We start from the raw sequence: 20177 nt of genomic DNA, 5'->3' as shown, positions 1-20177 counted from the left end.
CTCTCCCAATTCCATGCTCAAGGCGCGACAAATTGGATAGGCAAGGGATGAACTTTAATCCTTGCTACTCACCGACTCTAAGAAATAGAAACCTTTCAATATATGTTTGGTTTTATATAGGACGACGTCTGTGACCGATGAACGCCGGAAGATCATGCGGGTCTTGAGCGGAGAAACGCTCACCCCTCCCCCGCTCTGGCTGATGCGGCAGGCAGGCCGTTATCTACCCGAGTATCGTGAAACACGTGCGAAGGCGGGAAGCTTTCTCGATCTCTGTTATACGCCTGACCACGCCGTCGAAGTCACGCTGCAGCCGATCCGGCGTTATGGCTTCGATGCTGCCATTCTCTTCTCCGATATTCTCGTCATCCCCGATGCGCTGAAGCGGAATGTTCGCTTCACCGAGGGACATGGGCCGGAAATGGACCCAATCGACGAGGCGGGTATCCTGGCTTTGAAACCTGAGGGCATTCTGGCGTATCTGGAGCCCGTCATGGAGACGGTGCGACGGCTGCGGCGGGACCTGCCCCAGGAAACCACGCTTCTTGGCTTCTGTGGAGCTCCCTGGACCGTTGCGACCTATATGATCGCCGGACACGGCACGCCGGATCAGGCTCCTGCCCGGCTGTTTGCCTATCGCTATCCTAAGGCCTTCGAACATCTGTTGATGCTGCTTGCCGAGATCTCGGCCGATTACCTCGTGGCGCAGATCGATGCCGGTGCGGATGCCGTGCAGATTTTCGATTCCTGGGCGGGCGTGCTTGGTGAGAAGGAATTCGAGGCTTTCGCCATCAAGCCCGTCGCGAAGATGATCGCGTCGATCAAGGCGCGGCGGCCGCGGGCTCGGGTAATCGCCTTCGCCAAGGGAGCGGGCTATCTGCTGAAAACCTATCGGCAGAAGACCGGTGCCGATGCGATCGGGCTTGATTGGTCCGTACCGCTCGCCTTCGCGCGGGAGCTTCAGAAGGATGGCCCGGTGCAGGGCAATCTCGATCCCATGCGTGTCGTTGCCGGCGGCAAGGCGCTGGACGACGGAATCGACGATGTCCTGCAGCAGCTCGGGAATGGCCCGCTGATCTTCAATCTCGGGCACGGCATTACGCCGCAGGCCGATCCGGCCAATGTGGCGGCGCTGGTCGAACGCGTGCGGGGATGGAGGAGCTGATGACGGTGGAAAAGCAGACGGATTCCGCGGCGGGTCAGAAGGCTGGACGGCGGGCCTATTTCATGATCCTGATCTTTGCGGCGCTGGCGATCGGGCTTTTCGCCTGGCATCCGGCCGATCTTTATCTCTGGATCAAGGCGCTGCACATCATCGCGGTCATCTCGTGGATGGCCGGCATGTTCTATCTGCCGCGGCTTTTCGTCTATCACACCGACGCCGAACCCGGTTCGCAGCAATCTGAGACGTTCAAGGTGATGGAACAGCGGCTGCTGCGCTACATCATCAACCCGGCGATGATCCTGACCTGGATTTTCGGGCTTTATCTTGCCTGGTCGGTGTATGATTTCCAGGGCGGATGGCTGCATGCCAAGATCGGGCTTGTCTTGGTTCTCTCGGGCGTTCACGGCCATTTCAGCAGTGCGGTCCGCGCCTTTGCCCGCGACGAGAACAAGCATTCGGCTCGCTACTGGCGTGTCATGAACGAGGCGCCGACGCTTTTGATGATCGCAATCGTCATTCTCGTGGTCGTCAAGCCGTTTGCGTGAAGCGGGCTGTATTAGGGGCGGCGTTAAATTTCTTTCATTTTGCCTGCCCCCCTTGCGGTTCAGAAAGTGAGTCGCTATTTTCCCGCCATCTTCTCTTCGTGGCATGTATCCATTCTGTCGCCCGCGAGCGCCCCTATCGCGGTTCTGAATACGAGCAACATTGCCTTTCCCCTCCTAAAAAAATGAGTAATTCCCTTCATGGCTGAAATGAAGCTTCAGGAACTGAAAAATAAATCCCCGACCGATCTCCTGGCCTTTGCCGAATCGCTCGAGGTCGAAAACGCCAGCACGATGCGCAAACAGGAACTGATGTTTGCAATTCTGAAGGAATTGGCGAGCCAAGACGTAGAAATCATCGGCGAGGGCGTCGTCGAAGTTCTGCAGGACGGCTTCGGTTTCTTGCGTTCCGCGAATGCAAACTATCTTCCCGGTCCGGATGATATCTACATCTCCCCCTCCCAGATCCGCCGCTTCTCCTTGAAGACCGGCGACACGGTCGAGGGACCGATCCGCGGACCGAAGGAAGGCGAACGTTATTTCGCACTCCTGAAAGTCAACACCATCAATTTCGACGATCCGGAAAAGATCCGTCACAAGGTTCACTTCGATAATCTGACGCCGCTCTATCCGAATGAGCGCTTCCGCATGGAACTCGACGTTCCGACATCGAAGGATCTGTCGCCCCGCGTGATCGATCTCGTCGCCCCGCTCGGCAAGGGCCAGCGCGGCCTGATCGTCGCTCCGCCGCGCACGGGTAAGACCGTCCTGCTGCAGAACATCGCCCATTCGATCACCGCCAATCATCCGGATTGCTACCTGATCGTTCTGCTGATCGACGAGCGTCCGGAAGAAGTGACGGATATGCAGCGCTCCGTCCGCGGCGAAGTCATCTCGTCGACCTTCGACGAACCGGCCGTCCGCCACGTCCAGGTCGCCGAAATGGTCATCGAAAAGGCCAAGCGCCTCGTCGAGCACGGCCGCGACGTCGTCATCCTGCTCGATTCCATCACCCGCCTCGGCCGCGCCTACAACACCGTCGTCCCCTCCTCCGGCAAGGTTCTGACCGGTGGTGTCGACGCCAACGCTCTGCAGCGCCCGAAGCGCTTCTTCGGTGCGGCGCGTAATATCGAAGAAGGCGGTTCGCTGACGATCATCGCGACGGCCCTCATCGATACCGGCAGCCGCATGGATGAAGTGATCTTCGAAGAGTTCAAGGGTACCGGTAACTCGGAAATCGTTCTTGACCGCAAGGTTGCCGACAAGCGCATCTTCCCGGCGATGGACATCCTCAAGTCCGGTACGCGTAAGGAAGACCTTCTCGTTCCCCGCCAGGATCTGCAAAAGATCTTCGTTCTCCGCCGTATCCTCGCGCCCATGGGCACGACCGATGCGATCGAATTCCTGATCGACAAGCTCAAGCAGACGAAGAACAACCCGGATTTCTTCGATTCGATGAACACCTAACCTGCTACGGGATTGCTCCCGTCGAAGGTTTGTCGGTGATGAATAGTGCTATGATCGGGCTGCGTTATGCGGCCCGATTTTGTTTTTGATGTATCGAATGTCAAAGTTAGAAATCTTCGGCAATCGATTCGGATGCGGTTTAATCTGATGTTGGCGACAAGTGAGACAATCTATGCACTATCCAGTGGCGGATTACCTGCTGGAGTTGCTGTAGTGCGTATCAGCGGAAATGGAGCCTTTTACGCGGCGGAGTCGCTCGCTGGCGCGTTGCCGACGCCACGACAAGTGGCTCTTAAAACGATTCGGACTCGTAACGGTCTCATTATCGATCGAGCTCTTGTCCTGACTTTTCTCGGTCCAGCCTCCTTCACGGGTGAGGACTGCGTGGAAATTCACGTTCATGGCGGCAAGGCGGTCGTGAACGCGCTCCTCGACGAGCTCTCGAGCTTCGAAAACTTTCGCCTGGCGGAACATGGTGAGTTCTCCCGACGGGCGCTGGAAAATGGAAAGATGGATCTGGTCGAGGTAGAGGGCCTTGCCGATCTTATCAGCGCCGAAACCGAGATGCAGCGGCGGCTCGCGATGGAGCATGCCGCCGGCGGGCTATCCGACCTCTATAACCGCTGGGCGGACCGTCTAACGCGCGCGCGCGCTCTGATTGAAGCGGAGCTGGACTTTGCCGATGAGGATGATGTGCCCGGCTCTGTATCGGATATGGTCTGGGCGGATATGAAGCAATTGCACCGCGAACTGTCTGATCATCTCGCAGGCGCCGATCTCGGCGAGATCATTCGCGACGGGCTGAAGGTGGTGATTGCGGGCCCCCCCAATGCCGGTAAATCCAGCCTGATGAACGCGCTAGCAAAGCGCGAAGTGGCGATCGTCACAGAAATTGCTGGAACCACCCGCGACGTGCTGCACGTCGATCTGAATATCGAGGGATATGCCGTCAAGCTCTACGATACGGCGGGGCTTCGGGAGACGGACGAGATCGTGGAGCGTGAAGGCATTCGCCGTGCGTTACGCACCGTGGCAGACGCGGATCTGGTTTTATCCCTTGCCGAAATCGGCGAGGAACCGCAACGCATCTTTCCGGGGTTTGCCGGCAAGGTGCTGACTGTCGGAACAAAATCTGATATTCACCCCGATGCTCACGACGGTTATGATGTGGTGATATCGGCCGCGACCGACGTCGGGCTGGCTGAGCTGCATGAGTTTCTCCGGAAGGATCTGCAGGCGCGTTCGGGGATGCTATCCTTGGCCCTGCCGAGTCGGCTGCGTCATCGCACATTGCTGACGGATAGTCTTCGTGCAGTGACGGCAGCGCTTGCGTCGGAAGATCGAGGTCTGGATATCAGAGCGGAATATTTGCGGCAGGCAGCCACAAGCTTGGGGCGCATAACCGGGCGCGTTGATGTTGAAGATCTACTGGATGTGATCTTCTCGGAATTCTGCATCGGCAAATGATTCACGTGAAACAGAGAGCGGCACACTCTCGCTGAACGTTTCACGTGAAACCTTCTTGACTCCTGAAATTGGTGTGCCAAACAAACGGCACGACCGAGGACTTTATGATGTTCGATAAAGCGTATGATGTGATTGTTGTGGGCGGTGGCCATGCCGGAAGCGAAGCTGCCGCTGCATCGGCGCGCCTGGGTGCACGCACCGCGCTCGTAACGCATAAGCGCGAGACGATCGGCGTCATGTCCTGCAATCCCGCGATTGGCGGGCTTGGCAAGGGACATTTGGTTCGAGAAATTGATGCGCTTGATGGCCTGATGGGCCGGGTTGCCGATGCCGCCGGCATTCAATTTCGCATGCTCAATCGCAAGAAAGGCCCGGCAGTGCGCGGCCCCCGCACACAGGCGGATCGCAAGCTGTATCGCCTGGCCATGCAGGCAGAAATCGCCGCCATCGACAATCTCGATGTTATAGAGGGTGATGCTTTCGATCTTGTCTTGGAGCATGGCCGCGTGTCCGCCGTAATCTTGAAGGACGGACGTCATATTCCCTGTGGCGCGGTCGTCTTGACGACAGGTACTTTTCTTCGCGGCCTTATTCATATCGGCGATAAAAAGATACCGGCGGGCCGCGTCGGAGAAGACCCCTCTATTGGACTCTCGAATACGTTGCTCCGGCACGGACTGGCATTGGGTCGTTTGAAGACTGGGACACCTGCCCGGCTTGATGGTGCAACGATCGATTGGGGCTCGGTCGGGCGTCAGGGTGCGGATGAAGATCCGACGCCCTTCTCCTTCATGACGGATGCTATCGTGAATCCGCAGATCGAATGCGGTGTTACCCGCACGACGCCGGAAACGCATAGAATTATTGCTGAAAACCTGAAGCGGTCAGCGATGTATTCAGGGCAGATTGAAGGTGTCGGGCCGCGCTATTGTCCTTCCATAGAGGACAAGATCGTCAAGTTCGGGGAACGTGACGGTCACCAGATCTTTCTCGAGCCAGAAGGTTTGGACGACACTACGGTCTATCCAAACGGCATATCCACGTCCTTGCCCGAGGAGGTTCAGGACGCGTTTATTAGGACCATTCCGGGGCTGGAACGAGTTCGTATTCTTCAACATGCTTATGCGATCGAATACGACCATGTCGATCCGCGCGAATTGAAGCTGTCCCTAGAAGTGGAAAAGATTCCCGGTCTTTTTCTGGCAGGCCAGATCAATGGCACAACGGGATATGAAGAAGCCGGCGCTCAGGGGCTCGTTGCCGGACTGAATGCTGCGCGTCTAGCGGCGGGCGGCACAGCAATCGAGTTCAGTCGGACGGAATCCTATATTGGGGTGATGATTGACGATTTGACCTCGCGCGGTGTCGCGGAGCCCTATCGCATGTTTACATCGCGGGCGGAGTATCGCCTATCGCTACGGGCAGACAATGCAGACGTTCGTCTGACGCCGATGGGTATTGCAGTAGGCTGTGTCGCCTCTGATCGGGCCCTGCGCTTTGAGCAATATATAAAGACTCTCGATCAGGCCCGCGATCGCTTGAAGAGCTTGACGGTGACGCCAAATGAAGCGGAACGCGTCGGAATGCATCTCAATAAGGATGGCCAACGCCGCTCGGCTTATGAGCTTCTTTCGCATCCCGGCCAGTCTATTGAAAGTCTCTCGCGCATTTGGCCGGAACTGCATTCAATGCAGCGAAAGATTGGCGAGGCGATTGAAATCGAGGCGGCCTACGCCGTTTATATGGATCGCCAGACCGCCGATATCGTTCAGGCTCGGAGAGAGGAAGAGCGTGCCATACCGGCAGAATTCGACTTCTCCCTTATTTCGGGATTATCCAACGAGCTGAAGCAGAAGCTCATGGCCGCCCGCCCCAAGAATATCGCGCAAGCATCACGCCTTGACGGAATGACGCCAGCTGCGATCTCTTTGCTCTTGGCTTATCTAAGGAAGTTGAGTACAGCCGAAGAGCAGAAACTCGTTTCCTGACAATACAAGGCTAGAGAGTCCATAGTATGGAATTGAACGGCGTACGTGTTTCACGTGAAACACAGGAGCGGCTGCAGCATTTTGCGCAACTCTTTCAAAAATGGGCAAAGACCATCAATCTTGTCGCACCGTCCACGATCGATGATCTCTGGCGTCGCCATATTTCGGATAGTGCGCAGATTTTTCAATTGCATCCCGTGACCGATCATTGGGTTGATTTGGGAAGCGGCGGCGGATTTCCGGGCGTTATAACTGCGATCCTGCTTGCAGAAAAAGGCGCAGGTCATGTCGATCTGGTCGAGAGCAATCAGAAGAAGGCTGCCTTTTTGCGCGTCTGCCTGCGTGAATGCGATGCCCGCGGCGCGGTTCATGCCATTCGTATCGAAGAAGCGCCCGCGGTCATCCAGAACTGCGATGTGATCTCGGCGCGCGCACTTGCGGAGCTAGAGACGTTGCTGGACTATGCAGAGCCTTGGCTCAGGCGCAATGAAAATCTCCGCCTTCTGCTGCACAAAGGCCGGGATTACGAGCGAGAGCTTCAGAAAGTCCGTGGTCGTTGGCAATTCGATCTGGTAAAACATCAGAGTGTCGTTGAGCGAGATTCGGTTATTTTGGAATTCAGCCACCTTCGACGCCTGATTTAACCATAATTGGATATGCGGCAGATGATCGGCGAGCGAAACCGGATTATTACCATCGCAAATCAAAAGGGCGGCGTCGGCAAGACGACGACGGCAATCAACCTCGCGACGGCCCTTGCCGCCATCGGCGAGCGTGTCCTGATCGTCGATCTCGATCCGCAGGGTAATGCCAGCACGGGTTTGGGTATTGAACGGCGCGATCGCAAATTGTCTTCCTATGATCTGCTGGTCGGTAGCCACGGCATCATGGATACGGTGCAGGAAACGGCCGTGCCGAATCTCTTCATCGTTCCATCGACCATGGATCTGCTCGGGATCGAGATGGAGATTGCGCAGCAATCTGATCGCGTCTTCAAGCTGCGCCGTGCGTTGAATGCGCCGGATGCCCTCTCCTTTTCCTATATTCTCGTTGATTGCCCGCCCTCATTCAATCTCCTGACGATGAACGCGATGGCTGCGGCGCATTCCGTTTTGGTGCCGTTACAATGCGAATTTTTCGCCCTAGAAGGCCTCAGTCAATTACTTGAAACGGTCGATCAGGTTCGGCGCACGGTCAATCCATCTCTGGATATCCAGGGGATCGTCTTAACCATGTTCGATTCCCGCAATAATCTAGCGCAGCAAGTGGTGAGCGACGTACGGACCCATCTTGGCGAAAAAGTCTACCATACGTTGATTCCGCGCAACGTACGCGTGTCCGAGGCGCCTTCCTATGGCAAGCCAGCCATTCTTTACGATCTGAAGTGCGCAGGCAGTCAGGCCTATCTCCAACTGGCTTCCGAAGTCATTCAAAGAGAGCGGCAGCGGAAAGCTGCCGCCTGATATCTAGTATTTGTTTCAGGGTGAGTATCGGCAAAATGAATGATGATCTTTCGAAGCGGCGCCTCGGGCGCGGACTGGCGGCTCTCATCGGGGAGATGGATCAGCCGACGCCCGTGGATGCAAGCCGACCGGCGGTCAATCCCGATCGCTTGGTCCCGATTGAATTCATCAGCCGCAACCCGCGCAATCCTCGCCGCTATTTCGACGAGACCGAGTTGCATGATCTTGCCAGCTCCATTCGCCAGCACGGCATCGTACAGCCGGTCGTCGTTCGCACCGTTTCCACCGATCGGTACGAAATCATCGCCGGTGAACGACGCTGGAGGGCGGCGCAGCTTGCCGGGTTGATCGAAATCCCGGTAATCGTTCGGGATGTCGATGATAAGACCGCACTTGAGATTGCGATCGTCGAGAATGTGCAGCGAGCGGATCTCAATCCCCTGGAAGAGGCGCTGGGTTACGAGCAGCTGATTGCCGAACACGGCTACACACAAAACGATCTCGGCGAAATCATCGGCAAGAGCCGCAGCCACGTTGCCAACTCTCTGCGTTTGTTGAAACTCCCCGATCCGGTGCGCGATATGCTTGCCGCGGGTTCGCTTTCCGCCGGCCATGCCCGCGCCCTGGTTTCGACCTCCGATCCGACGGGGCTTGCGAGAACCGTTGTTTCAAAGGGCATGTCGGTTCGTGATGCTGAGCGTCTCGCGCAGAACGACATTAAGGCTCAGAATGACCCCCGCCCCGCCGGTGCGCGCAGGGATGAAAAGGATTCCGATACGCTTGCGCTCGAGCGCACACTGTCGGACACACTCGGGCTGGATGTCTCGATCAATCACCGCGGCAATGGCGGCCAGGTGAAGATCAGCTATAAGACGCTGGAGCAGCTTGAAGAGATATGCCGGCTGCTGGAGCGCCGGTAACATAGAAAAAATGCAATAAGAACAATATATTAGCGGAGAGTTCTGGCTTTTTCCGAGATTTGCGTGTGCGTGATTCCCGTGAAACATCAGCCCTTGCGGGCTGATTGGAGTGTGGTCGCAAGCAGCGTTTGCGTTGCGATCGTGTCTTCGAGGCTGGCGCGCTGACGCGTCTGCAGAATGGCCATTTGCAGCCTGTTCATCTCGCGGGCAATGGCGGGAGCGTTCCAGCTTTTCAGCGCCTGCTCGATCACGGGCTTTCGTCTGAAATGGAGATGGCGCCCATGGGTCTGCATGACCTGAGCGGGTGCGAGGCGCTTTTCATCCATCTCGGCCCGCATCGTGTCAAGCATCTGAAACTGCCTCAGACAGCCTTGCAGTACGAGAAACATAGGCGTTTTGGACGAGGCGATTTTCTGCATGGCATGCAGAAAGGCGCCAGAATCCCCTTTTAGAATCGCATCAACGGCATCGTCGGTGGAAATGGCGCTGGCATCGCCAATAATTTCGATCACGTGCTCTTCTTCGATCGTCCCCTGCCCGCGGCAGTAGAGCGCGAGCTTGCGTACTTCGTTGCGCGAGGCGATGCGGTCGCCACCGAGAAGTTCGAGCAGCGCCTGGCGGGCAGCAGATGAGATGCGCAGGCCTTCATTCGCCAATTCGGTGTCGATCAGATTGTTGAGGGCTCTTGCGTCATCGGCATAGCAGGGAATGGTTGCGACAGTTCGAGCCGGCTCTGCCACCTTGCGCAATCCCGATCCCTTCTTGAGATCGCCAGCCTCGACGATGACAAAACTGGCATCGGGCGGATTGTCCGCGATGATCTGCAGCGCATCGACCAGCGCCTTCTCATTGGCGGCGCCGCGAATCCAGACGAGCTTTTCGCCGCCGAACAGGCCGATCGCGTTGACTTCGTCAAGCAGGCGGCCAGCGTCATTCTGCAGGTCGCCGACGTCGAGCTTGATGAGGGAAAATGCGTCACTGAGATCGACGCCCGTCTTGCCGGCAATCTGCGCGGCGCGTTCGGAAACGAGACCGCGATCCGGACCATAGATCACGAAGATCCGGTAATTGCGCGCGGCATTTTGCAGGAATCCGTCAAATTCATGAGACTTGATTTCTGCCATGCCGCGCTCTCTATCAGCGGCTGAGCGCAGCGCCGATGTCGGCTGCGACCATCTCGGCGACTTCGCGGGCGGCACGGTCTTCCGAATCACGGATTGCGCGCTGCTTGGCAAATTCCTGCGTCGGGAAGTCAACCAGCGAAGTTACCGCACGGCTACCGGACTTGATGACCTTGCCGGTGCTGATCTCTTTCAATGTAAAGGAGGCGGTCACAGTCGTGCGGCCTGCGGCCGACGTACTCGAAGACGGCAGATAAAGCACGCCACCAGTGCCGGAGCTGACGCTTAGGTCGACACTGTATTTCGGCGTCTTGGTCTCCCCTGCACCACGCCCGGCGATGAAGATCAGCTGGTTGCGCACCTGGAGACCCACGCGCGAGCCGACGTCAGAGAAGGAAACTTCCGACAACTTCTGCGTCACGCCCGTGCTGACGGCATAGAGCGGCCGAACCTGACATGCAGACAAGAGGCCGGCAACGGCCACCAGAGACGCAACGCCGGCCATGCGGGCGAATTTGAAAAGTCTATCAGACGACAATGTTTACGATCCTCTGTGGAACGACGATAATCTTCTTTGGCGCCTGACCATTCAATGTGCTTGTAACGGCGTCCAGGGCGAGCACGGCCTGTTGCACGGCATTCTGATCTGCATCGCGCGCGATTGTCAATTCGGCGCGCTTTTTGCCGTTGATCTGAACGGGATAAACGATCTCGTTCTCGATCACGAGCGCCTCGTCATAAACCGGCCATGGGCTGGTCGCGACCATGTTGACGTTGCCAAGCGCAGCGGAGCATTCCTCAGCCAGATGCGGCGTGATCGGCGCGACCAGCGCAATCAGAATTTCCACAGCTTCGCGAACGGCGGAGCGATAGGCGCTATCGGCCTGGCCGGCCGCGACCTTGCCGAGCGGTGCCGCCAGCGCATTGACGAATTCATAAATGCGCGCCACGGCCTTATTGAAGGCGAGCTTGTCGTAATCGCCCTGAACCGCCTTCAGCGTGCGGTGGGCGATCTGCGAAATCGCCAGGGCTTCGCCTTCCTTAGCCGGCGCAGGTTTGACCGCCTTCAGGACATCGGCGGCTTCGGAGACCAGGCGCCACATGCGCTGGGTGAAACGATGTGCGCCCTCGACGCCGGCTTCCGACCAGATGACATCGCGATCGGGCGGCGAATCGGAGAGCACGAAGAAGCGTGCCGTATCGGCGCCGTAGGAGGCGATGATATCGTCGGGGTCGACGACGTTCTTCTTCGATTTCGACATCTTCTCGATCGAACCGATGGCGATGTCTTCGCCTGATGACAGTAGTGTGGCGCGGCGCTGGCCGTCGACTTCCTCGATCCTGATATCGGCCGGCGACACCCATTCGCGCGTCAGGCCGCTGCCGCGACTATAGGTTTCGTGCACGACCATGCCTTGCGTGAACAGGCCCTTGAAGGGCTCCTTCACGTCAAGATGGCCGGTCTCGCGCATAGCGCGGGTAAAGAAGCGCGAATAGAGCAGGTGCAGGATCGCGTGTTCGATACCGCCGATATACTGATCGACAGGCAGCCAGTGATTGGCTGCCTTCGGATCCGTCGGCTGATCTTCCCAGGGAGCGGTGAAGCGGGCGTAATACCAGCTCGAATCGACGAAGGTATCCATCGTATCGGTTTCACGGCGGGCATCCTTGCCGCATTGCGGGCAGGCGACATGCCGCCAATTGGCGTGCCGGTCGAGCGGATTGCCCGGCTGGTCGAAAGTCACGTCGTCGGGCAGCTTAACCGGCAGATCCTTCTTCGGCACCGGCAGCACGCCGCAGTCATCGCAATGGATGACCGGGATCGGGCAGCCCCAGTAACGCTGACGGGAGATGCCCCAGTCGCGCAGGCGGAAATTCACCTTGCGCTCAGCCTGCGGCGTGTTGCCGAGGCTCGTCTCAGAGAGCTTCGTCGCCACCGTCTGGAAGGCTTCCTCGGTGCTCATGCCGTCAAGGAAGCGCGAATTGATCATCACGCCATCGCCGTCATAGGCGACGTCTCCGACTGTAAAGCTCGCAGCATCGCTATCCGCGGGCATGACGACGGGAACGACCGGCAGGCCGTACTTGCGGGCGAAATCCAGGTCGCGCTGGTCGCCGGACGGGCAGCCGAAGATAGCGCCCGTGCCATAATCCATCAGCACGAAATTGGCGATATAGACGGGCAGCTCCCAGGACGCGTCAAAGGGATGGTGGACGCGGATGCCCGTGTCCATGCCCTTTTTCTCGGCCGTTTCCAGGGCAGCCAGTGAGGTGCCGGCACGGCGGCATTCCTCACAGAAGGCCTCGATGGCCGGATCCTTGGCAGCCGCTTCCTTGGCGAGCGGATGGTCGGCCGAGATCGCCAGGAAGGAGGCGCCGAACAGCGTATCGGGACGGGTCGTGTAAACGGTGATCTCGCGATCGCTGTTGGGAGCGGTTTCGGCAACGATTTCCCAGCGAACCGTCAGGCCCTCGGAGCGGCCGATCCAGTTCTTCTGCATCAACCGTACTTTTTCCGGCCAATGGTCGAGCGTATCCAGAGCATCCAGCAGTTCCTGGCTGAACTCTGTGATCTTGAAGAACCACTGCGTCAGCTCGCGCTGCTCGACCAGCGCGCCCGAGCGCCAGCCGCGGCCGTCGATGACCTGCTCATTGGCGAGAACGGTATTGTCAACTGGGTCCCAGTTGACCTTGGACTTCTTGCGATAGACCAGACCCTTCTCCATCATGTCGATGAAGAGCATCTGCTGGCGGTGATAATAATCGACGTCGCAGGTCGCGAACTCGCGGCTCCAGTCGAGCGACAGCCCCATGGCCTTCAGCTGGGTGCGCATGGAGGCGATGTTCTGGTAGGTCCATTCCTTCGGATGCACTTTATTGTCGCGTGCGGCGTTTTCCGCCGGCATGCCGAAGGCGTCCCAGCCCATCGGATGCAGCACATTATAGCCGCGGGCACGCTTGTAGCGGGCAACGACATCGCCCATGGCGTAGTTACGCACATGGCCCATATGGATGCGGCCCGATGGATAGGGAAACATCTCTAGGACGTAATATTTCTCACGCGGATCGGCATTGTCTGTCACGAAGACCTTCTCTTCGTTCCATTTTTCCTGCCAGCGGGGCTCGGCATCGCGCGGATTATAACGTTCGCTAGTCATCTGTTCTTGTATTCCGGAAAATCATGGGGAGTAAGGCGTGACCTTCACCACGAAACCACCCAAGCGTCAAGTTTAGCAGCCGCAGCAAGTGCCTTATCTTGCAATGCAAAGCCGGATTCGGACGCATTCGCCCTTGGCAAAGCCCGCGAGCCTCATTACTGCAAAGTTTGAGAAGCAAGCCAAATATCGAGGCGAGAAGATGGAACTTCAAGAGCGCTTGGACGAAGTCCGTTCCCATATCGCGGCTGCCGAGCGTCAGGCCGGCCGAGCTGTCGGCTCTGTGCAGCTCGTTGCCGTTTCCAAGACCTTCGATGCCGATCAAATCCGCCCGGCAATTTCGGCCGGCCAGCGGGTGTTTGGCGAAAACCGTGTGCAGGAGAGCCAGGGCAAGTGGCCGGAGCTGAAGACCGAAACGCCCGGGATTGAGCTGCATCTAATCGGGCCGCTGCAATCGAACAAGGCCGCAGACGCCGTGGCGCTGTTCGACGTGATTGAAACCATTGACCGGGAAAAGATCGCGCGGGCCATTGCCGATGAAATCAAGCGGCAGGGCAAGGCCATTCGGCTCTACGTGCAGGTCAATACCGGGTTAGAGCCGCAAAAGGCTGGTATCGCGCCCGACGATACGGCTAGTTTCGTCGATCTCTGCCGCAAGGAGCTCGGGCTTTCCATCGAGGGCTTGATGTGCATCCCGCCCGCCGACGAAAATCCGGGGCCGCATTTTGCTCTACTTGCAAAGCTCGCCAAGCAGGCCGGCGTCGAAAAGCTCTCCATGGGCATGTCGAGCGATTACGAAATTGCAGTTGCCTTCGGCGCGACCAGTGTTCGCGTCGGCTCGGCGATTTTCGGCGCGCGATAGGCTAAAAAGCTCTGGCCGCTACTTTTTCCTGCGTTGTGCAGGATGGACGAGGCGGCGTAGCTGCACCATCGCCATCGGTGTCGACAGGCTTGCGGAATCGACAGCCAGTGTCAGCTCGTTGCTGCCGCGCTTGACGGCTCGTGCCAGCACCTCGAAGACACTGGCCGTCGTCAGCTGCAATGCCCGCTCCTCATCCATCCCCGAAAGCAGGCGCGACAGGAAGACGGCAGACAGGAGATCGCCGAGCCCATTCGGTGCGCCTTCGATGCTGCGATGCTCGGCAAGCAGCGCGTTTCGGCCGCTGAGATAGAGGTTCCCGATACCACCGGCCATCATCGGAACGGCGGACGTCACCAGCATGCGCGACGGTCCAAGCGCGAGCGCCGCCTCCATGATGGCGGTGTTATCCTCGAGCGGCGCTCCCGCCAGCCAGGCAAGCTCATAGCGGTTCGGCGTTGCGAGCGACGCCAGCGGGATCAGGTGGTCGCGGATCGCTTCCGCTGTCGCCTGCGGCACATAGAGCCCGCCGGCATCGCCGATGACGGGATCGCAGGCATAGAGGATATCCGGGTTTTTCTCCCGCAGAGCCTTCACCAGCCGGGCGACGGCATGCGCCTGGGCGGCGTTGCCGAAGTAGCCCGATAGCACCGCCTTGACCTCGGAAAGCCAGGGTGCGGCGATAAGATCGTCAATCGCATGGTCGAAATCGGCTTCGTTGAAGGTCAGGCGCGTCGAGCGGCCATGGCCGGGGTGCCATGGCAGAACGATGGTCGGCAGCGCCCAGACCGGATGGCCGAGTGTTTCCAGCGCAAAGACTGCGGCGCGATTGCCGACGGACCCTCGAACGACATGACTGGAAATGACGATAACGGCGCCGGCCGACACTTGCGACATGATTGTGCTTTCAGTTCAGGGCTTCAAACTGCAATTGCGCAAGTTGATGATCCCTTTCGCGGCACTCTGTCAACCGCCCTTCACAGAGTCATGAAAACCTCTGTTGACGAGTCGATTCCGCCAATTTCTCGCCAATTAAGCCTGTTTTTCATCAATATCGCCGCTTTCGGCAAGTTTTTTGAAAAAACCGACCAAAATCAGTCCGAAACGAACCAAATTCGCATTCTTTTTGCCAGTTTTTTCGCTAAACCTTCTGCTACTGTCGTCAGAATTCGAAAATCGGGAGGGATTTCATGGCGCCCAAGACTAATCCGAAACGGGAAAAACAGATCGAGGCGGCACGCAAGATTGCGGCGGCGACAGGCGAGGCACATCTCGATCCCGAAATCCTGTTTGGTCGGGCGAGCAATGACGACATGGAGCTTTACAGCCCGGAGATGCTGGCACTTGCCGCGGCGCATGCGGCCAAGGAGCTCGCAGCCTGGAGCGCCACGTCCCCTCGCGTCAGCATCGAGCAGGTCGGCGGTATCGAACCCGATGGCGTTGCCGTCTCGATCCTTTCGATCACCGACCACAATATGCCCTTCCTTTATGAATCGATCATGGGCGAAGTGACCAGCAGCTATCGCGATCTCTATATGGCGGTGCATCCGATCCTGGTCATCGAGAAGGGCAAGCAGCCGGATCTTTATTCCGCCGATCGCCCGAGCGATCCGGCCCATCGGGTTAGCCATATCCAGCTTCATCTCTCGCCCCTGACGACAGCGCAGGCGACCGATCTGACCAAGCGGATCCAGACCGTGCTCGATCAGACGCATCTTGCCGTTTCCGATTGGAAGCCGATGTTGTCGCGCCTCGATACCGTGATATCGGAACTATCGACCTATGAGGCTGCCGGCCGCCGCAAGAATGACCGCGATGAGGCGCTTGCCTTCCTTGCCTGGCTACGCGACGGCAATTTCACCTTCCTCGGCATGCGCGAATATGTCTATTCCGGCAAGGGCGCCAACGCCAAGGTCGAGCGGGATCGCGGCACCGGCCTCGGCATTCTCTCCAATCCGGATGTTCGCGTTCTCCGGCAGGGCAAGGACGCCGTCACCACGACGCCGGAAATCCTCGCCTTCCTCGACGGCCCGGATTTCCTGATCGTCACCAAGGCCAACGTCAAGTCGATCGTCCACCGCCGTGCCTATATGGATTATGTCGGCGTCAAGCGTTTCGATGCTGATGGCAACGTGACCGGCGAACTGCGCATCGTCGGCCTCTTCACATCGACGGCCTATACGAGCGCCGCCACCGAAGTGCCGTTGCTGCGTTCGAAGGTGCAGAAGGTCAAGGATCACTTCGGCTTCGACCCGACGAGCCACTCGGGTCGCACGCTCGAAAACACGCTGGAATCCTATCCCCGTGACGATCTCTTCCAGATCGACACGACGCTGCTGGCAAGCTTCGCCGAGCAGATCAACGACCTCACCGATCGGCCGCGCGTACGCGTATTGCCGCGTATCGACCATTTCGACCGCTTTGTCTCGGTCATCGTCTATGTCCCGCGCGAGGAGTATGATTCCGTCGTTCGTGAAAAGATCGGCAATTATCTGAAGACCATCTATGACGGCCGCGTCTCCGCCTATTACCCCGCCTTCCCGGAAGGCGGAGTGGCGCGCGTTCATTTCATTATTGGCCGCAGCGCGGGAAAGACGCCGCATGTTCCGCAAGCCAAGCTCGAAGAAGCGATCCGCGCCATAACGGCCCGCTGGGACGAACGCTTTGCCATGCTGGCGGGTCCAAAGGCGCCAAGCATTTCCGTCAGCCAGGCCTTCCAGGAAGCCTTCTCGCCGGAAGATGCCTTTGCCGACCTGCCTGATATCATTGCCACGGCCGGCACCGAGCCGATCCGTATCGGCTTCTATATCCGCAAGGATGAAGCGGGTGATATTCTCTCGCTGAAGATATTCCACGGCGATGGCAACCTGGCGCTGTCGCGCCGCGTGCCGCTGCTCGAAAATCTCGGTTTCAACGTTATCAGCGAGCGCACCTTCGATATCTATGTTACGGCTAAAGACGGCTCGACCGGCCATGTCGTCCTCCACGACATGGAGCTCGAAACCCGCAGCGGCCTGACGATCGATCTCGCTCGCCACGGCGCCGCTCTTGAAGAAGCCTTCCTCGCTGCCTTCGGCGGCACGATCGACAATGACGCTTTCAACCGGCTGATCGTCTCCGCCGATCTCTCAGCCCGTGAAACCAATGTGTTGCGCGCCTATTCTCGCTATCTGCGCCAGGCCGGTATTGCCTATTCGCAGGATTATATCGCCTCTACCCTGGATAAATATCCCGGGATTGCCGCCTCCCTCTTCCGCCTGTTTCACGACACGCTCGATCCGAAGCTCAGCGACAAGAGCCGCACGAAGAAGCTCCCGGAACTGCATGCTGCGATCGAAACCAAGCTTGCCGACGTTCCAAGCCTCGATGACGACCGCATCCTGCGCCGCTACGTCAACGCCATCGATGCAACGCTGCGCACCAATTACTTCCAGAAAAATGCCGACGGCACGCCGAAGGCCATGCTTGCCTTCAAGCTCGATCCGAAGCTGCTCGATGGCCTGCCCGAACCCCGGCCCTTCCGTGAAATCTTCGTCTATGGCGTCGAGGTGGAAGGTGTGCACCTGCGCTTCGGCAAGGTGGCGCGCGGCGGCCTGCGCTGGTCTGACCGTGCTGAAGACTATCGCACCGAAGTGCTGGGTCTCGTGAAGGCACAGCAGGTCAAGAACGCCGTTATCGTGCCCGTCGGCGCCAAGGGCGGCTTCTATCCGAAGAAGCTTCCAGTCGGCGGCAGCCGCGACGAGATATTCAACGCCGGCCGCGAAGCCTACAAGACCTATATCCGCACGCTGCTGTCGATCACCGACAACATTTCCGGCGCCGATATCATCCCGCCGGCCGATACGGTCCGGCTCGACGGCGACGACCCCTATTTCGTCGTTGCCGCCGACAAGGGCACTGCTACCTTCTCCGACACCGCCAATGCCCTGGCGCAGGAAGCCGGCTTCTGGCTCGACGATGCCTTTGCGTCAGGCGGCTCGGCCGGCTACGACCACAAGAAGATGGGCATCACCGCCCGCGGCGCGTGGGAAACCGTGAAGCGTCACTTCCGCGAGATGGACATCGACATCCAGACCACGCCTTTCAACGTCGTCGGCGTCGGCGACATGTCCGGTGACGTCTTCGGCAACGGCATGCTGCTCTCTCCGAAGATCCGCCTGCTTGCCGCTTTCGACCATCGTGACATCTTCATCGATCCCGATCCGGACATGGCAAAGACGCTCGCCGAGCGGCAACGCCTGTTTGACCTGCCGCGCTCGAGCTGGCAGGACTTCGACAAGTCCGTCCTGTCGAAGGGCGCGATGATCATTTCCCGTTCGGCAAAGTCGGTCACGCTAACGCCGGAGGCGGTCGCCGCCATCGGCATCGACAAGTCGATGGCAACGCCTTTCGAGATCATGACGGCGATTCTTAAGGCTCCCGTCGACCTCCTGTGGTTCGGCGGCATCGGCACCTACGTCAAGGCACCGTCCGAAACCGATTCGGAAGTCGGCGACCGCGCCAACGATCCGATCCGCATCACGGCCGATGAAGTCCGTGCCAAGGTCATCGGCGAAGGCGCCAATCTCGGTGTCACGCAGAAGGGCCGTATCGCCTATGGCCTGAAGGGCGGGCGCTGCAACTCCGACGCCATCGACAATTCCGCCGGCGTCAACACCTCCGACGTCGAGGTCAACATCAAGATCGCTCTTGCCAACGCCATGCATGACGGCCGGCTGACCCGCGCCAAGCGCGATACGCTGCTTGCCTCCATGACCGATGAGGTGGCTTCGCTCGTCCTGCGCAACAACTATCTGCAATCCCTGGCGATCTCGCTGACCGAGCGCAAGGGCACCGGTAACGGCTTGGAACTCAGCCGCTTCATGAGCGTGCTGGAAGCGGCAAAACAGCTCAACCGCAAGGTCGAGACCCTGCCCGACGATCAGACCTTCGCGGAGCGCTATGCCAACGGACGTCCGTTAACCCGCGCCGAGATCGGCGTGCTGCTTTCCTACGCCAAAATCGTGCTCTTCGACGCGATTGTCGCCAGCAACCTGCCTGACGACCCCTATTTTGCCGCCACGCTCAGCCGCTATTTTCCGGCCAAGATGCAGCGTTCGAACGCCACCGATATCGAAAGCCATCGTCTGCGCCGCGAAATCATCGGCACGGCGCTTGCCAACGAAGCGATCAATCGCGGCGGCCCGGGCTTTGCGGTCAGCATGATGGATGCGACGGCGGCGTCGGCGGCCGAAGTCGTCAAGGCCGCGGTCATCGCCCGTGACGGCTTCGATCTCGACCGGCTCTGGAACGAGACGGATGCGCTTGACGGTAAGGTCGGCGGCCAGATGCAGAATCGCGTCTATGGCGAGATCACCGAAGTCTATACCGTGTTGACGCGGCTCCTGCTGAAGACCGGGGCCGCCAAGGGTGAAATCGAGGAAACCGTTAGCCGGCTTCGCGCAGCTCTGAAGAGACTGCGACCTGTCTTCCTGACGCATATTCCGGCGGATTTTGCCGCGGAGATCGCCGCTCGCGAATCGGAATATCAGGCTGCCGGCCTGCCGGAGAAGCTGGCTTCGGAGATCGCCACCATCTATGCGCTCGTTCTCGTGCCGGAGATCATGCAGATCGCCGAGCGCACCGGCGATACGCTGAACCGGGCAGCCGAAAGCTACTTCACCGTCTCTCAAACCTTCCGCGTCAGCCGCCTATTGCTGGCCGGCAGCCGGATCGTGACAGGCGATCACTATGAGAGCCTCGCCTTGGCACGCAGCCTCGACCAAATCGCCGGCGCCCGCCGCGATATCGTCATCTCCGCCTTGTCCAACCATCCGAAGGACAAGCAGCCGGTTCAGGCATGGCATGCGGAAGACCGTATCCGCATCAATCGCATCGCCGAAGAGCTCGGCGGCCTCAGCGAAAGCGGCGATCCGAACCTCGCCCGCATCACCGTCGCCGCCGGCCTGCTCAGCGATCTTGCGAACGGCCGGGCAAGGTGACACAGTCCGCCCCGACCGCTTGATGTGGTAACGGAATCAGGGGCAGGAT

14 protein-coding genes are annotated in these 20177 nt (G+C 58.8%); 10 read left to right on the top strand and 4 right to left on the bottom strand.

Annotated elements, in window-relative coordinates:
• Positions 1 to 130: 130 nt before the first annotated feature.
• The 8 genes from hemE (at position 131) to AC13RE_RS24420 (ending at position 9012) form a co-directional block, all read left to right on the top strand.
• The gene (hemE, locus tag AC13RE_RS24455) at positions 131 to 1165 is read left to right on the top strand and encodes a uroporphyrinogen decarboxylase (protein ID WP_488564851.1); all 1035 of its coding nucleotides are present in this window, start codon (positions 131 to 133) and stop codon (positions 1163 to 1165) included.
• On the top strand, positions 1165 to 1710 hold the full coding sequence (gene hemJ / locus AC13RE_RS24450) for a protoporphyrinogen oxidase HemJ (protein ID WP_181476394.1): 546 nt from the start codon (positions 1165 to 1167) through the stop codon (positions 1708 to 1710). The genes hemE and hemJ overlap by 1 nt, the downstream gene beginning before the upstream one ends.
• A 198-nt stretch (positions 1711 to 1908) precedes the next feature.
• Positions 1909 to 3174 carry a transcription termination factor Rho gene (gene rho, locus AC13RE_RS24445; RefSeq protein ID WP_015341775.1) on the top strand — a complete coding sequence of 422 codons (1266 nt, stop codon included), beginning with the start codon at positions 1909 to 1911 and terminating at the stop codon, positions 3172 to 3174.
• 132 nt (positions 3175 to 3306) lie between these two features.
• On the top strand, positions 3307 to 4641 hold the full coding sequence (gene mnmE, locus AC13RE_RS24440; RefSeq protein ID WP_488564880.1) for a tRNA uridine-5-carboxymethylaminomethyl(34) synthesis GTPase MnmE: 1335 nt from the start codon (positions 3307 to 3309) through the stop codon (positions 4639 to 4641).
• A gap of 107 nt (positions 4642 to 4748) precedes the next feature.
• On the top strand, positions 4749 to 6629 hold the full coding sequence (gene mnmG, locus AC13RE_RS24435; protein ID WP_488564879.1) for a tRNA uridine-5-carboxymethylaminomethyl(34) synthesis enzyme MnmG: 1881 nt from the start codon (positions 4749 to 4751) through the stop codon (positions 6627 to 6629).
• A gap of 26 nt (positions 6630 to 6655) precedes the next feature.
• Positions 6656 to 7273 (top strand): 16S rRNA (guanine(527)-N(7))-methyltransferase RsmG, encoded by a 618-nt coding sequence (rsmG, locus tag AC13RE_RS24430; protein WP_488485829.1) that lies wholly within the window; start codon positions 6656 to 6658, stop codon positions 7271 to 7273.
• Positions 7274 to 7294: 21 nt separating this feature from the next.
• The gene (locus tag AC13RE_RS24425; RefSeq protein ID WP_488564850.1) at positions 7295 to 8092 is read left to right on the top strand and encodes a ParA family protein; all 798 of its coding nucleotides are present in this window, start codon (positions 7295 to 7297) and stop codon (positions 8090 to 8092) included.
• A gap of 35 nt (positions 8093 to 8127) precedes the next feature.
• Positions 8128 to 9012 carry a ParB/RepB/Spo0J family partition protein gene (locus AC13RE_RS24420; RefSeq protein ID WP_488485831.1) on the top strand — a complete coding sequence of 295 codons (885 nt, stop codon included), beginning with the start codon at positions 8128 to 8130 and terminating at the stop codon, positions 9010 to 9012.
• An 86-nt stretch (positions 9013 to 9098) separates the two neighbouring features.
• Here AC13RE_RS24420 and holA read toward each other — a convergent pair whose 3' ends face one another.
• From holA to leuS, 3 genes are read right to left on the bottom strand one after another with little or no spacing between them, the layout of a single operon-like run.
• Positions 9099 to 10136 carry a DNA polymerase III subunit delta gene (gene holA, locus AC13RE_RS24415; protein WP_488564849.1) on the bottom strand — a complete coding sequence of 346 codons (1038 nt, stop codon included), beginning with the start codon at positions 10134 to 10136 and terminating at the stop codon, positions 9099 to 9101.
• A gap of 13 nt (positions 10137 to 10149) precedes the next feature.
• Positions 10150 to 10671 carry a hypothetical protein gene (locus AC13RE_RS24410; RefSeq protein WP_488564848.1) on the bottom strand — a complete coding sequence of 174 codons (522 nt, stop codon included), beginning with the start codon at positions 10669 to 10671 and terminating at the stop codon, positions 10150 to 10152.
• Entirely contained in the window at positions 10661 to 13291 is a 2631-nt protein-coding gene (leuS, locus tag AC13RE_RS24405) for a leucine--tRNA ligase (protein WP_488564847.1), read from the bottom strand. Before leuS ends, AC13RE_RS24410 begins: the two co-directional genes overlap by 11 nt.
• Positions 13292 to 13490: 199 nt before the next feature.
• On the opposite strand from leuS, the gene AC13RE_RS24400 reads away from it, so the two are divergent.
• Entirely contained in the window at positions 13491 to 14150 is a 660-nt protein-coding gene (locus AC13RE_RS24400; RefSeq protein WP_488564846.1) for a YggS family pyridoxal phosphate-dependent enzyme, read from the top strand.
• Positions 14151 to 14168: 18 nt separating this feature from the next.
• On the opposite strand, the gene pdxY is transcribed toward AC13RE_RS24400, so the two are convergent.
• Positions 14169 to 15044 carry a pyridoxal kinase PdxY gene (pdxY, locus tag AC13RE_RS24395; protein ID WP_488564845.1) on the bottom strand — a complete coding sequence of 292 codons (876 nt, stop codon included), beginning with the start codon at positions 15042 to 15044 and terminating at the stop codon, positions 14169 to 14171.
• Positions 15045 to 15337: 293 nt separating this feature from the next.
• Here pdxY and AC13RE_RS24390 point away from each other — a divergent pair, with 293 nt between their 5' ends.
• A complete protein-coding gene (locus tag AC13RE_RS24390) occupies positions 15338 to 20128 on the top strand; it encodes an NAD-glutamate dehydrogenase (RefSeq protein WP_488564844.1) in 4791 nt (1596 codons plus the stop codon).
• The last annotated feature ends 49 nt before the right edge of the window (positions 20129 to 20177 follow it).

This window comes from Martinezella sp. CNPSo 3959, from assembly GCF_057784355.1.
The sequence above is the reverse complement of the archived record's forward strand: the minus strand, read 5'-3'. Positions and strand labels throughout refer to the sequence as shown.

What these genes read in the sequence shown, in the direction of transcription:
- hemJ (WP_181476394.1), top strand. Translation starts at nt 1,165, where the DNA reads ATGACGGTGGAAAAGCAGACGGATTCCGCGGCGGGTCAGAAGGCTGGA.
- rho (WP_015341775.1), top strand. Translation starts at nt 1,909, where the DNA reads ATGGCTGAAATGAAGCTTCAGGAACTGAAAAATAAATCCCCGACCGAT.
- mnmE (WP_488564880.1), top strand. Translation starts at nt 3,307, where the DNA reads ATGCGGTTTAATCTGATGTTGGCGACAAGTGAGACAATCTATGCACTA.
- mnmG (WP_488564879.1), top strand. Translation starts at nt 4,749, where the DNA reads ATGTTCGATAAAGCGTATGATGTGATTGTTGTGGGCGGTGGCCATGCC.
- rsmG (WP_488485829.1), top strand. Translation starts at nt 6,656, where the DNA reads ATGGAATTGAACGGCGTACGTGTTTCACGTGAAACACAGGAGCGGCTG.
- AC13RE_RS24425 (WP_488564850.1), top strand. Translation starts at nt 7,295, where the DNA reads ATGATCGGCGAGCGAAACCGGATTATTACCATCGCAAATCAAAAGGGC.
- AC13RE_RS24420 (WP_488485831.1), top strand. Translation starts at nt 8,128, where the DNA reads ATGAATGATGATCTTTCGAAGCGGCGCCTCGGGCGCGGACTGGCGGCT.
- holA (WP_488564849.1), bottom strand. Translation starts at nt 10,136, where the DNA reads ATGGCAGAAATCAAGTCTCATGAATTTGACGGATTCCTGCAAAATGCC.
- leuS (WP_488564847.1), bottom strand. Translation starts at nt 13,291, where the DNA reads ATGACTAGCGAACGTTATAATCCGCGCGATGCCGAGCCCCGCTGGCAG.
- AC13RE_RS24400 (WP_488564846.1), top strand. Translation starts at nt 13,491, where the DNA reads ATGGAACTTCAAGAGCGCTTGGACGAAGTCCGTTCCCATATCGCGGCT.
- pdxY (WP_488564845.1), bottom strand. Translation starts at nt 15,044, where the DNA reads ATGTCGCAAGTGTCGGCCGGCGCCGTTATCGTCATTTCCAGTCATGTC.
- AC13RE_RS24390 (WP_488564844.1), top strand. Translation starts at nt 15,338, where the DNA reads ATGGCGCCCAAGACTAATCCGAAACGGGAAAAACAGATCGAGGCGGCA.